The sequence below is a fragment of the Streptococcus oralis genome (assembly GCF_026782285.1).
In the GTDB taxonomy this organism is placed as follows: Bacteria; Bacillota; Bacilli; order Lactobacillales; family Streptococcaceae; genus Streptococcus; species Streptococcus oralis_CG.
Window position 1 is genome coordinate 59,425 of sequence record NZ_JAKUWG010000004.1, and the last position, 13,725, is coordinate 73,149.

Annotated in this window: 8 protein-coding genes; 7 read left to right on the forward strand and 1 reads right to left on the reverse strand. The window is 40.6% G+C overall.

The features are described 5' to 3' along the window. Positions 1-7 precede the first annotated feature (7 nt). Positions 8-706, forward strand: a complete 699-nt coding sequence (locus tag MK403_RS04550) for a response regulator transcription factor (protein WP_268709086.1) — start codon at positions 8-10, stop codon at positions 704-706. Continuing rightward, positions 673-1,704 carry a sensor histidine kinase gene (locus tag MK403_RS04555; protein WP_268709087.1) on the forward strand — a complete coding sequence of 344 codons (1,032 nt, stop codon included), beginning with the start codon at positions 673-675 and terminating at the stop codon, positions 1,702-1,704. The genes MK403_RS04550 and MK403_RS04555 overlap by 34 nt, the downstream gene beginning before the upstream one ends. 135 nt (positions 1,705-1,839) lie before the next feature. Here the strand turns inward: MK403_RS04555 and MK403_RS04560 are convergent, their stop codons facing one another. Beyond that, on the reverse strand, positions 1,840-3,324 hold the full coding sequence (locus tag MK403_RS04560; RefSeq protein ID WP_268709088.1) for a DUF1846 domain-containing protein: 1,485 nt from the start codon (positions 3,322-3,324) through the stop codon (positions 1,840-1,842). 152 nt (positions 3,325-3,476) lie between these two features. On the opposite strand from MK403_RS04560, the gene MK403_RS04565 reads away from it, so the two are divergent. The 5 genes from MK403_RS04565 to cpsA all read left to right on the forward strand — a co-directional run bounded on the left by MK403_RS04565 (position 3,477) and on the right by cpsA (position 13,724). Next, positions 3,477-5,087 (forward strand): glycoside hydrolase family 13 protein, encoded by a 1,611-nt coding sequence (locus tag MK403_RS04565; RefSeq protein ID WP_268709089.1) that lies wholly within the window; start codon positions 3,477-3,479, stop codon positions 5,085-5,087. Between the two features lie 169 nt (positions 5,088-5,256). After that, positions 5,257-7,224 (forward strand): peptide ABC transporter substrate-binding protein, encoded by a 1,968-nt coding sequence (locus MK403_RS04570; protein ID WP_268709090.1) that lies wholly within the window; start codon positions 5,257-5,259, stop codon positions 7,222-7,224. 601 nt (positions 7,225-7,825) lie between these two features. Then, positions 7,826-9,664 (forward strand): CAP domain-containing protein, encoded by a 1,839-nt coding sequence (locus MK403_RS04575; RefSeq protein WP_268709091.1) that lies wholly within the window; start codon positions 7,826-7,828, stop codon positions 9,662-9,664. Positions 9,665-10,128: 464 nt separating this feature from the next. Then, on the forward strand, positions 10,129-12,090 hold the full coding sequence (locus MK403_RS04580; protein WP_268709092.1) for a peptide ABC transporter substrate-binding protein: 1,962 nt from the start codon (positions 10,129-10,131) through the stop codon (positions 12,088-12,090). 188 nt (positions 12,091-12,278) lie between these two features. Further along, on the forward strand, positions 12,279-13,724 hold the full coding sequence (gene cpsA / locus MK403_RS04585) for an LCP family glycopolymer transferase CpsA (protein ID WP_268709093.1): 1,446 nt from the start codon (positions 12,279-12,281) through the stop codon (positions 13,722-13,724). The last annotated feature ends 1 nt before the right edge of the window (position 13,725 follow it).

The following is a 13,725-nucleotide window of genomic DNA, read 5'->3' on the forward strand; positions in this document are numbered from 1 at the left end:
TGCTATAATGGAACTCATGAGACAGTATCGTATTTTGGTGGTTGATGACGACCGGAGCATTTTAAAGCTGGTGAGAAACGTCCTAGAGCTCGACGCTTATGATGTGACGACGCTTGATCGGATAGAAGAGCTAGAGCTGACACATTTTGTCGGATATGACTTGATTCTGCTGGATGTGATGATGGAGCCTGTCAATGGTTTTGAGCTGTGTTCCTACATTCGTCCGCATCTTTCGTGTCCGATCATCTTTCTGACGGCTAAGGAATTGGAGGCGGACAAGGTGGAAGGGCTCTTTCGCGGAGCAGATGACTATATTGTCAAACCTTTTGGGACCAAAGAATTGCTGGCGCGTGTCAGAGCGCATCTTCGGCGGGAGGAAAGACGTGAGGAGCGCTATTCTGAAATTGCTTCTTGCCAATTTTATCCAGAGCGCTATGAAGTTGCCTGTTTTGGTAAAGTCTTGAAATTTTCAGAGCGAGAGTTTAAGTTGCTGCATTTACTAGCTAGCAATCCCAAGCAGACCTTTTCAGCTGAACGCCTGCATACCTTGCTTTACCCAGAAAGTTCAGAAACACAGCTTCGTTCCATCTCAGAATACGTATATCAGATTCGTCAAAAATGCAAACAAGAAGGGCTGCAAGCAATCGCAACAGTGAGAGGAGTAGGCTATAGATGGCAATTAGAACCCGAAATTTCAAAAGCCTAGTCTGGACAACCAGTTTAAAAATCGTCTTTTTTCATGTTTTGATTTTTGTGCTTATAGGTTATGAATTTACACAAGGCAGCGATTATGCCCTTTTTACCTTGTTCTTTTGGGCAGGGAGCTTGCTGCTGATTACTTTTTATCATATTTTGAAATTGCTCCGAAAAATCGACAGGGAAATAAAAATGCTAACGAGCGAGAAGCTTTTAGAAGAAAATCAAAGTCAGCTTTTTCGGATTGAGGAAATGCTAGAAGTTTATAGCGATTTACGGAGCAGCCACCAAGAAAATGCTCGTCTTCTAGAAAGAGAGCAGCAGCATAATCAGGAGTTGATTTTACAGCTATCAGCGACATCGCACGATTTGAAGACGCCCCTAACTGTGATTAAAGGGAACGCTGAGCTCTTGGAATTGGCGCAGTTGGGCCATCCACAGGCAGACTATGCTGCTGAGATTTTGCAGGCTAGTCACAAGATGGAAGAGTATTGTGGCTCTTTGATTGATTACGCTAAGACTTTTCAGATTGATTCTAATCAGTTCATTCAGCTTTCCTTAGGGGACTTTTTGGCTTATCTACAGGATGATTGGGCACTGTTCAGCAAACAGGAAAGCCATCGTTTCTACCTCCAAGAAGATTGTGAGCTTAGTCTGATTTTGTCAATTCATTTGGACTATCTCAAGCGGGCTTTGCTCAATATCTTACTGAATGCGCTTGAACATGCTAATCAGGACCAAAAGGAAGTGAAGCTGACGGTATCAGTGCAGCAGGACCAGTTGGTTTTTGCTATCTGGAACAATGGCCCTGCATTTTCAGAGGAGATGCTGCTGGGAGCGGAACAGCTCTTTTATCAGAGTGACCAAAGCCGCAATTCAGCTAATCCCCATCATGGAATCGGCTTAGCCTTTTCTAAGCAAGTAGCTCTCTTGCACGGTGGTCGTCTGACCCTGCTCAATCTAGACCAAGGAGGAGCCTCTGTCGAGTTGACAATTTCATTGAAATAAATGAGAATGGAAAATCATAAAAACGCATAATACCAAGTGTCCAAAAGACTTGATATTATGCGTTTGATTTTTTTTATTATGTAAAGATTTACTGGATTTTCCTCTCAAATGGAGTTTTTGTCCAGCCTTGTTTATTTATTTGCGATACAAGCGATCGTATTGGTAGTAAGGGTCAAAGGTTACGTTGATACCCAATTTCCGTAGGACATTCTTGTCTTCATCGGTCAGGATGATGGTTGAGTGGGCTTCGCTTCCTTTGAGGTTGCCAAGTTCTTCCATAGCGCGGGCAGCGTCAGGATTTTCCGTAGCTGTGATAGCTAGTGCAATCAGGATTTCATTTGAATGAAGGCGTGGATTGCGGCTACCCAGATGATCGATTTTAAGACCTTGGATCGGTTTGACAAGTTCAGGTTCGATGAGTTTTACTTCTTTAGCGATGTCAGCTGATTTCTTGATAGCGTTGATAAGAGCAGCGGCTGTAGGACCAAAGAGTTCTGAGTTCTTACCAGTGACAATTTCCCCAGTTGGCAATTCAAGAGCTAGGGCAGGACCACCAGTTTCTTCAGCTTTTTGGCGTGCAGCAACAGCAACCTTGCGGTCTGCAGGTGTGATGCCGAGGTCGTTCATGAGAAGTTCAATTTTCTTAACAGCAGCTTCGCTAACTTTTTCAGCCTTAAAGTCAAGAACGGTTTGATAGTAGCGTCGGATAATTTCTTGTTTTGAAGCTTCGATAGCAGATTCATTATCCGTAATAGCGAAGCCAACCATGTTGACACCCATGTCTGTCGGTGAAGCGTATGGAGATTCACCAAGGATACGTTCTAACATGCGCTTGAGCACTGGGAAAATCTCGATATCACGGTTGTAGTTGACAGTGGTTTCTCCGTAGGTTTGGAGATGGAAGGGGTCAATCATGTTGACATCATCAAGGTCAGCTGTGGCAGCCTCGTAGGCCAAGTTGACTGGGTGATGAAGGGGAAGATTCCAAACTGGGAAGGTTTCAAACTTAGCGTAACCAGACTTGATACCATTGATTTGGTCGTGGTACATGTTGGACATACAAGTTGCCAATTTTCCAGAACCAGGTCCAGGAGCAGTTACGACGATCAAGTTGCGACTGGTTTTGATGTAGTCATTTTTCCCCATACCTTCAGGAGAAATAATGTGGTCCATATCTGTCGGATATCCTTTGATTGGATAATGAAGATAAGAATCAATTCCGTTTTTCTCAAGTTGGTTGCGGAAGGCATCTGCAGCTGGTTGACCAGCGTACTGTGTGATGACAACGGAGCCAACAAAAATGCCTAATTCATTGAATTTGTCAATCAGACGAAGAACTTCTTGGTCATAAGAAATGCCCAAGTCACCACGTGCTTTGGAATGTTCGATGTTGCTAGCGTTAATGGCAATCACAACCTCAACTTGCTCTTTCAACTCTTGCAAGAGCTTGATTTTGTTGTCAGGCTCATAACCAGGAAGAACACGAGCAGCGTGGAAATCTTCTAGCATTTTGCCACCAAACTCCAAATAGAGTTTGCCGTCAAATTGGTTAATGCGCTCCAAAATGTGGTCGCGTTGTAGATTCAAATATTGTTCAGAACTAAAAGCTTGTTTTTTCATTTTTTTACCTCTGACCTCTATTATAATAAAAAATTGGCAGTTAGGAAACTATGGAGTTAAAAAAGGAATCAAAAAGATTAAGCAAACGCTTGCACAAAGTTTCAAAAAGCGCTATCATAGACTGTAGATTATGAAAATAATGAGGTAAGAAGATGCAAGAAAAATGGTGGCACAATGCCGTAGTCTATCAAGTTTATCCTAAGAGCTTTATGGATAGCAACGGAGATGGAATTGGCGATTTGCCAGGTATTACCAGTAAGTTAGATTATCTAGCTAAGTTAGGGATTACAGCGATTTGGCTTTCTCCCGTTTATGATAGTCCTATGGATGATAATGGCTATGATATTGCTGATTATCAAGCGATTGCGGCTATTTTTGGGACCATGGAGGATATGGACCAACTGATCGCGGAAGCTAAGAAACGTGATATTCGTATCATCATGGACTTGGTGGTCAATCATACTTCAGATGAGCATGCTTGGTTTGTCGAGGCCTGTGAAAATCCTGACAGCCCTGAACGAGACTACTATATCTGGCGGGATGAACCCAATGATCTGGATTCTATCTTTAGTGGGTCTGCTTGGGAATACGATGAAAAGTCAGGTCAATACTATCTTCACTTTTTCAGTAAGAAACAGCCCGATCTCAACTGGGAAAATGAAAAACTTCGTCAGAAAATTTATGATATGATGAACTTTTGGATTGATAAAGGCATTGGTGGTTTCCGTATGGATGTTATTGACATGATTGGGAAAATTCCTGACGAGAAGGTAGTTAATAATGGTCCTATGCTTCACCCTTATCTCAAGGAAATGAATCAGGCAACCTTTGGAGATCTGGATCTCTTGACAGTAGGGGAAACCTGGGGAGCAACGCCAGAGATTGCCAAGCTCTACTCTGATCCAAAGGGGCAAGAATTGTCTATGGTCTTCCAGTTTGAGCATATCTGTCTTCAGTATCAGGAAGGTCAGCCTAAATGGCACTATCAAAAAGAGCTGAATATTGCTAAGTTAAAAGAGATTTTCAACAAATGGCAGACAGAGTTAGGAGTTGAAGATGGCTGGAATTCGCTCTTCTGGAACAATCATGACCTTCCTCGTATCGTCTCAATCTGGGGAAATGACCAAGAATACCGCGAAAAATCTGCCAAAGCCTTTGCAATCTTGCTTCATCTTATGAGAGGTACACCTTATATCTACCAAGGTGAAGAGATTGGGATGACCAACTATCCGTTTGAAACACTGGAGCAAGTAGAAGATATTGAATCCCTCAACTATGCGCGTGAAGCTCTTGAAAAAGGTGTTTCTATAGAGGAAATCATGGACAGTATCCGTGTCATCGGTCGTGATAATGCCCGTACCCCGATGCAATGGGACGAGAGCAAAAATGCTGGTTTCTCGACAGGTCAACCTTGGTTGGCAGTCAATCCAAACTATCAAGCAATCAACGTTCAAGAAGCGCTGGCAAATCCAGATTCTATTTTCTATACTTATCAAAAACTCGTTCAAATCCGTAAAGAGAACAGCTGGTTGATTCGAGCTGACTTTGAGTTGCTTGATACGGCTGATAAGATCTTTGCTTATATCCGTAAGGATGGTGACCGTCGTTTTCTAGTTGTGGCTAACTTGTCCAATGAAAAACAAAACTTTGCAGTAGAAGGAAAAGTGAAATCTGTCTTGATTGAAAATACTATGGCTCAAGAAGCAGTTGAGAAACAGGCTTTGGCGCCATGGGATGCTTTCTGTGTGGAACTAACGGATTAAAATAAGTGAACCTCAAGTCTTTGATGCTTGAGGTTCTTTTACTAAAAATTATGTAGAAAAATCTTTAAAAAATATGTGTTAGAATTTTCTAAAAAATCTGGCGAAAGTCCTTGCTTTTATGAAAAAATAGGGTATAATGGTGAAAACACTATCTTTAAGGAGATTACTTATGAAATCGAAAAAGTGGCTCTTAGGAGCAGGTGCTGTCTTGAGTGCGGCCCTTCTGTTAACCGCTTGTGGGCAAAGCGAAAAGAAGTCTGATGCTCCCAAGACATTTTCTTATGTCTATGCAATAGATCCATCATCTTTGGACTACAGTGTGACGAGCAAGAGCTCAACTTCTGACGTTATAGCGAACGTTGTCGATGGCCTCTTGGAAAACGATAAATACGGAAACTTGATTCCGTCGCTTGCAGAAGACTGGTCCGTTTCTAAAGATGGCTTGACTTATACCTACAAACTTCGTAAGGGTGTAAAATGGTATACTTCTGAGGGAGAAGAGTATGCTGAAGTCAAGGCTCAGGACTTTGTTACTGGTCTAAAACACGCAGCTGACGGCAAATCAGACGGCTTATCCCTCCTTCAAGACTCTATCAAAGGTTTGGCTGCTTACATCAGTGGTGAAAGCAATGACTTTTCTACTGTAGGAGTCAAGGCTGTTGACGATTACACGGTTGAATATACGCTTAATAAACCAGAAAGCTTCTGGAACTCTAAAGTCACAACTGCAACCATGCTTCCAGTTAATGAAGAATTCTTGAATTCTAAAGGGAGCGACTACGGTGCACCAACACCATCAAGTATTCTTTATAACGGCCCTTACCTTTTGAAATCATTGACTTCAAAATCAGTCATTGAATATGAAAAGAATCCAAATTACTGGGATAAGGACAATGTTAAGATTGACAATATTAAACTAACCTTCTACGATGGATCAGACCAAGAATCTTTGATTCGCAGCTTTACACAAGGTGCTTATACAACAGCCCGTCTCTTCCCAACAAGCTCAAACTTTGAGTCAACTAAGAAAGAGTACGGCGATAAGATTGTCTACAGTCCACAAGAAGCGACAAGCTACTACCTCACGGTTAACGTAAACCGCCAGTCTTACAATAAAACAGCCAAAACAGACGAAGCTCAAAAAACATCAACGAAAGAAGCTCTTCTTAACAAGAACTTCCGTCAGGCGCTGAACTTTGCCCTTGACCGTCACTCTTACACTGCTCAGTTGAATGGTGAAGAAGGTGCGGACAAAATTATCCGTAACAGCCTAGTACCTCATGATTACGTTCAAGTAGGTGAAAAGACATTTGGAGAGTTGGCACAGGCAGAGCTGGTTTCTTATGGAGACCAATGGAAAGATGTAGCCCTTACTGATGGTAAGGATACGCTATACAGTCCTGAAAAAGCCAAGGCAGCCTTTGCAAAGGCTAAGGCAGAATTGCAGGCTAAGGGTGTGACCTTCCCAATCCGTTTGGATGTTCCAGTTGAACAAACAGATGTAATCGCGGTTCAACAAACCAACTCACTCAAGCAGTCTATCGAATCATCACTTGGTACGGAGAATGTCATTGTCGATGTCCTTCAAATGACAGATAATGAGAAAATGAGCATTACGTCTCAAGCCAAGGTGCCATCTCAAAAAGACTATGACTTGAACGGAACTGGTTGGGGACCTGACTATCAAGACCCAGCTACCTACCTCAACATCCTTGATGCTAAGAAGGGTTCTGCCCTTAAACACTTGGGAATTACTCGCGGAAAAGATCCAGAAGTGATGGCTCAAGTTGGTCTAGACGAATACAAGAAACTCTTGGATGATGCTGCAGCTGAAACCAGCGACCTCAATAAGCGTTACGAAAAATACGCTAAAGCTCAAGCTTGGGTATCGGATAGTTCGCTCTTGATCCCAGTTGCCTCTTCGGGTGGCTCTCCAACTGTTAGCCGAACTGTACCATTCTCAAAAGCATACTCACAAGTCGGAATCAAGGGAGACCCGTTTGTATTCAAAGGTTTGGAGCTGCAAAAGGATGTCGTGACTACAAAAGAATACGAAGAAGCTCTCAAGAAATGGCAGAAAGAAAAGATTGAAACAAATGCCAAATACCAAAAAGAGCTAGAAAAACACGTCAAATAGCCTATAAAAGAAAAGGAAGTTGCAGAAAATCTGTACTTCCTTTTTCTGATTTTGAGACACCAGTTGTCGTAAAAGCAGTTCTTGAATGCCAATTGAAGTTGAAATGAAAAACTGATAAGCAGATCACGGTTATAAAAGTTCTTTAATTAGCTTTTGAATGGTTGTAACACTTAAAACGATGCTTCTTGAAGATAATTCTAGTGTATTGTGAAATAGAGCGAGTAGAAACCTCAAAAAAACGAACTTTAATATTTATATGGCAAATCACTTTGAGAATATTTATTCAGTATGAATGAATTTAAAATAATTCCTAAGTAAGTGTCTAGTATTTTATAGTTTTAGGCTTAAAACTATAAAATGCTTATTTTAACAACTAAAAATACTGTTTTTTAAAAATAATAGTAACTATGTTATTTTTTTGATTTTAAATTATGAAAGTGCAATAATTATTATTGGACGCAATAAATATAAAAAAGTGTTCAATAAGTCCAATTTATATTTTATAAAATATATTCCTTGTTTATAGTCCGAAAAACGAATAGTGCACAAAAGTTTTCCGAACGTTATGACCAGCGATTCTTTTTTGGAGGTTTAATTTAAAATGAATAGAAAATATGGTCTTTTGGCGGGAGCGGCTCTGGCGACAGCAGTTGCAGTTTCAGCTTCTGTAACACCAACGGTTCATGCAGATTATCGTTGGGATTCCCGTCATAGTTGGGACTATGATTTTGATGATTGGGGTTATGACTATAATTATTGGAATCGATATAACTACCGACAGCCAGATAGCGGTCGCTATTTCTACTGGAATGGCAGCTACTACTATCGTATGAGTGATGGTAGTTACTATATTTACCGTGATGGTGAGTGGAAACCACTGACAAACAATCGTGACAACAATTCTTCAACGAACAACTTAGTAAATGATAACCACTATCGTTACGAGAATGGCTACCATTACTATGTATTAGAAAATGGAGATTATTACTACTACCAAAACGGTCGGTGGGTGTTTGTCAAGAAATCTGCGGATAATCAAAAAGAATTAGAAAATCCAGGTAGGGTGGAACTCCCAGAAAATCCCCCATTCAATGGAGCGGATGAGGAATTTAATCCTTTTGAATCAGGTACTATTGAGTTTCCAGAGACTCCGTCTTACGGAGGTGCGGATAGTGAATATGCTCCTTTTGACTTGGGAACAATCGAACTTCCAGAGAATCCCCCATTCAATGGAGCTGACGGGGAATTTAATCCTTTTGAATCAGGTACTATTGAGTTTCCAGAGACTCCGTCTTACGGAGGTGCGGATAGTGAATATGCTCCTTTTGACTCGGGAACAATCGAACTTCCAGAGAATCCCCCATTCAATGGAGCGGATGGCGAGTTGGATCCTTTTGCACCAAAACCAGATAATTCAACCAATCCCTCTGGCCCAGAGACTCCAGGTTTGACAACAACAGATGAACCGAGTGAAAATCAGATTCCTCCGTATGTTGAAAAACCAGCACCAGGTTTAGAGCACTTATTATGGGCTCCAAATGGAAACCAACCCAAATTAGTCATTCCGCCAGGAAAACCAGGTGATAAGATCCTGGAGGGTGATCCAAACTATGCATTTGATGGTACTAATCACTATTACTATATTGAATCAAACGACGAAGTTACAGGTTACACAGCTTACTGGAAGTGGATGGAGGATGCATGGAAGTTGCATGGAATGACAGATCCAACAGATCCAGCGCTGGATCCGAACTTGCACTCAAATTCCGTAGACGATGAATATAGCTATAGTGATCAAAACTCTAGCGTGAAACTGTATTCGACTAATCTGGTCGAAACTGCCAAAGCAGGACAAGCACTTCCTTTCCAAAATGTCGAGGAATTCAAAAACTATGTGATCGAAAAACTAAATCCTAAGTTTTTAGATAACGCGGGTTGGGATGCAAAGGTCACTTGGGAAATTGAAGATGAGGATATCTTTGAGAAAACCAAAAATGATCCTTGGGCTAGAGATTATGTTTTAGTCGCCAACCTCAAGAGTGGAGTGGATGAAGAAAAATACCGCGATGTAGAATTTGGTTATGTGAAATTTGTCTTCCGCGTTGCTGCGACGGATGATACGAATTATTACTATATGGAAAAGGCCAAAGAAGCATTCGCTGGAATCAATGAAATTCGTAAGGAACAAGGTTTGAAAGAATTGACTTGGTCAGATGAGATTTATCAAAATCAAGCTCTACCAAAAGCAAACCAGATCTCTCGCCAATACGATAGCTCAGGTTTTGTTGGTCGTCGTGATCAAGATGCAGCTGCCGTTGTCAAGAAATGGGCAAATGGCGGTTTGAGAGAATTGCTTTTGGATCCAAATGCGACAGAAGGAGCTGTAGCGGCAGTAGTTAGTGGAAATGGAGACTACTACTGGGCTTATAATTACAAATAAAATAAATTTCTAACTTCATCAAGCTCTTTGTTAATTGTGGCGGATTGATGTTAGCTAAGATTTGGAGAGGACAGCGACTGTCCTCTCTGTTTTTATTCAGAGAGACAAAGATCTGTTTCTTAAACTTATGAAAGTCACGGAAATCAAAGGAATAGCGTTTGGTGACTTTTTATAGTTTTACATTAGAATTAGGCGATCGAAGATGTTGCTAATCTTAATTTCATCTTTTAGGAAGGTTTGAAAAGGGGGGATATCTTGGATTTCATTTTCCATCAGTCCAAAAAGATTCTTGAGAACCAAACTGGTTGCCTATTTATTTTTGTACACTCAGTGGCTAATTTTATTCTAGAGCTGTCAATGCTAGTGTAGGTTAATCATTTGCTGGAAAACCATAAACTTTACAATTTAAGATAAATTTGATAAAATATGCCTATGTTATAAAAAGTGACATAAAGGAGTGGATGATGATCAAAATGAAAAAAAGACTAATCGGGACAGGTCTTGTCTTAGCGACAGGGATTATGCTCTCTGCATGTGGACAGTCCAACACAGATACTAGCACTTATTCATCAACATTTAATGCGAATCCGACAACTTTTAACTATCTTCTAGATTATTATGCGGATAACACTGCCGTTATTACCAATCTCGTAGATGGTTTGCTGGAAAATGATAGCTATGGCAATCTAACGCCAGCTCTAGCTGAAGATTGGTCTGTTTCAGCAGATGGTTTGACCTATACCTACAAACTCAGAAGAGATGCCAAGTGGTATACGGCTGATGGTGAGGAATATGCTTCAGTCAAAGCTCAGGATTTTGTCGCTGGGATCAAATATGCCGCTGACAACAAAGGGCAAGCCATGGATCTCATCCAGAACTCTATCAAGGGATTGAATGACTATGTGACGGGTGTGACTAATGACTTTTCAACTGTTGGTGTCAAAGCATTGGATGATTACACAGTCGAGTACACTTTAACTCGGCCAGAGCCTTACTGGAATTCAAAAACAACCAATAGTATCCTTTTCCCAGTCAACGAAGAGTTCTTGAAATCAAAGGATAAAGATTTTGGAACCTTGACACCAGACAGTATCCTTTATAATGGTCCATATTTGTTAAAAGATTTTACATCAAAATCTTCAATCGAATATGTGAAGAATCCACACTACTATGACCATGATAAAGTCACCATTGAAAAAGTTAAGTTAGCCTACTTTGATGGGTCAGATCAGGAGATGACGATTCGAAACTTTGAAAGTGGTGCCTACTCACTTGCGGGAGTCTATCCAAATAGCTCGAGCTATGCCAATACGAAAGAAAAATACCAAGACAATATCGTTTATAGCTTGCAGGACAAGACTTCTTGGTACTTCAACTTTAACGTTAACCGTAAAGCCTATAACCATACTGCAAAAACATCAGATCAACAAAAGAACTCAACGCAAACAGCGATTTTAAATAAAAACTTCCGTCAGGCGCTTAACTTTGCTATCGATCGTACGACTTACTCTGCCCAATCTAATGGAGAAGAAGCGGCGAGCAAAACCCTTCGTAATACTCTGGTTCCCCCAACATTTGTCCAGGTGGGAGATAAGACCTTTGGAGAAGTAACGGCTTCTAAACTTGTAAACTATGGAACTGAGTGGTCAGGTATCAATTTGGCAGATGCTCAAGATGCTTACTTCAACAAGGAAAAGGCCCAAGCAAAATTTGCGGAAGCCAAAAAGGAATTGGAAGCTCAAGGGGTGACCTTCCCTATTCATTTGGACGTCCCAGTAGATCAAACCAATAAAAATGCAGTTTCTGGAATGAATTCGCTTAAACAAACCCTTGAAACAGTACTAGGTTCTGACAATATCGTCATTGATGTTCAACAGCTTTCGACAGATGACTTTGGAAATGTCGCATTTCTAGCACCCAATCCAGCAGCTCGCGACTACGACCTAAACTTTGATGGTTGGGTTGGTGATTACCAGGATCCATCAACTTATCTAGACCCCTTCAATGCTGAAACTGGCTTCTATCTCAAGATTTTTGGTCTTGATGCTAAAGAAGACCAAGAGCTTATCAAGAGTTTGGGACTAGATACCTATACACAACTCCTGAAAGAAGCAGATGCTGAGAACAAAGATGTCGCTAAGCGTTATGAAAAATACGCTGAAGCTCAAGCTTGGATGATCGACAATTCTCTAGTCATGTCTGCTATGTCAAATGGTGGTACGGCCTCTGTAACCAAAGTAACTCCATTTACACGTGCCTACTCTCTAGTGGGAATCAAAGGCGATGGAAATAACTACAAGTATATGAGACTGCAAAAAGATACTGTTACCAAGAAACAATTTGATGAAGCCAAGACTAAGTGGGAAGAAGAGAGTAAAAAGGCTATCGAAAAGAGCCAAAAAGAATTTGAAAATCATATCAAATAAAAAGTTAAATAAGGTCTCTTGCAAGGGACCTTATTTTTGTTTGCTCAAGGTCCTAAATAATGAAAACGGTCACTTCAAAATATAGCTAAGAAAAAAGGAATGAAAACGCTGAGAATTGTGGGAATGAATGGAATTTGTCCTACTTTTGTGATATAATTACTTTAATTATTATAGTATAGGGGAGTGTCATGACGAAACGTTCAAAGAGATCTCGCTCAGGAAAAGTAAAGCGAAGCGTTAACATAGCCTTGTTAACTGTTTATCTATTGTTGGCTAGCTTTTTATTGTTTTTGATTTTTAAATATAATATCCTTGCTTTTAGATATCTTAATCTAGTGGCAACTGCGTTAGTTCTACTAGTTGCCTTAGTAGGGCTGCTCTTGATTATCTATAAAAAAGCTGAAAAATTTACTATTTTTCTGTTGGTGCTCTCTATCCTTGTCAGCTCTGTTTCACTTTTTGCAGTACAGCAGTTTGTTGGACTGACCAATCGTTTAAATGCGACTTCTAATTACTCAGAATATTCTATCAGTGTTGCTGTTTTAGCAGATAGTGAGGTTGGAAATGTTACGCAACTGACGAGTGTGACAGCACCGACTGGGACTGATAATGAAAATATTCAAAAACTACTAGCTGATATCAAGTCAAGTCAGAATACCGATTTGACGGTCGACCAGAGTTCGTCTTACTTGGCGGCTTACAAGAGTCTGATTGCAGGTGATACCAAGGCCATTGTCTTAAATAGTGTCTTTGAAAATATCATCGAGTCAGAGTATCCAGATTACGCATCGAAGATAAAAAAGATTTATACTAAGGGATTCACTAAAAAAGTAGAAGCTCCTAAAACTTCAAAGAGTCAGTCTTTCAATATCTATGTGAGTGGAATTGATACCTATGGCCCGATTAGTTCAGTGTCACGTTCAGACGTCAATATCCTGATGACTGTCAATCGAGATACCAAGAAAATCCTCTTGACCACAACGCCACGTGATGCCTATGTACCAATCGCAGACGGTGGAAATAATCAAAAAGATAAATTGACCCATGCGGGCATTTATGGAGTTGATTCGTCCATTCATACCTTAGAAAATCTCTATGGAGTGGATATCAATTACTATGTGCGATTGAACTTCACTTCGTTTTTGAAATTGATTGATTTGTTGGGTGGGGTAGATGTTTATAATGATCAAGAATTTACAGCTCTACACGGGAAGTTTCAATTCCCTGTGGGCAATGTTCATCTTGATTCAGAACAGGCTCTTGGTTTTGTTCGTGAGCGCTACTCCCTAGCAGATGGCGATCGTGACCGTGGGCGCAATCAACAAAAGGTGATTGTGGCTATCCTTCAAAAATTAACGTCGACCGAAGCACTGAAAAATTATAGTACGATTATTGATAGTTTGCAAGATTCTATCCAAACAAACATGCCGCTTGAGACCATGATGAACTTGGTCAATGCTCAGTTAGAAAGTGGTGGAACTTACAAAGTGAATTCGCAAGACTTGAAAGGTACGGGACGGATGGATCTTCCTTCTTATGCGATGCCAGATAGTAACCTCTATATGATGGAAATTGACGACAGTAGCCTTGCATCTGTCAAAACTGCCATTCAAGACGTGTTGGAGGGCAGATGAA

What these genes read in the sequence shown, in the direction of transcription:
- MK403_RS04560 (WP_268709088.1), bottom strand. Translation starts at nt 3,324, where the DNA reads ATGAAAAAACAAGCTTTTAGTTCTGAACAATATTTGAATCTACAACGC.
- MK403_RS04565 (WP_268709089.1), top strand. Translation starts at nt 3,477, where the DNA reads ATGCAAGAAAAATGGTGGCACAATGCCGTAGTCTATCAAGTTTATCCT.
- MK403_RS04555 (WP_268709087.1), top strand. Translation starts at nt 673, where the DNA reads ATGGCAATTAGAACCCGAAATTTCAAAAGCCTAGTCTGGACAACCAGT.
- MK403_RS04575 (WP_268709091.1), top strand. Translation starts at nt 7,826, where the DNA reads ATGAATAGAAAATATGGTCTTTTGGCGGGAGCGGCTCTGGCGACAGCA.
- MK403_RS04580 (WP_268709092.1), top strand. Translation starts at nt 10,129, where the DNA reads ATGATCAAAATGAAAAAAAGACTAATCGGGACAGGTCTTGTCTTAGCG.
- MK403_RS04550 (WP_268709086.1), top strand. Translation starts at nt 8, where the DNA reads ATGGAACTCATGAGACAGTATCGTATTTTGGTGGTTGATGACGACCGG.
- MK403_RS04570 (WP_268709090.1), top strand. Translation starts at nt 5,257, where the DNA reads ATGAAATCGAAAAAGTGGCTCTTAGGAGCAGGTGCTGTCTTGAGTGCG.
- cpsA (WP_268709093.1), top strand. Translation starts at nt 12,279, where the DNA reads ATGACGAAACGTTCAAAGAGATCTCGCTCAGGAAAAGTAAAGCGAAGC.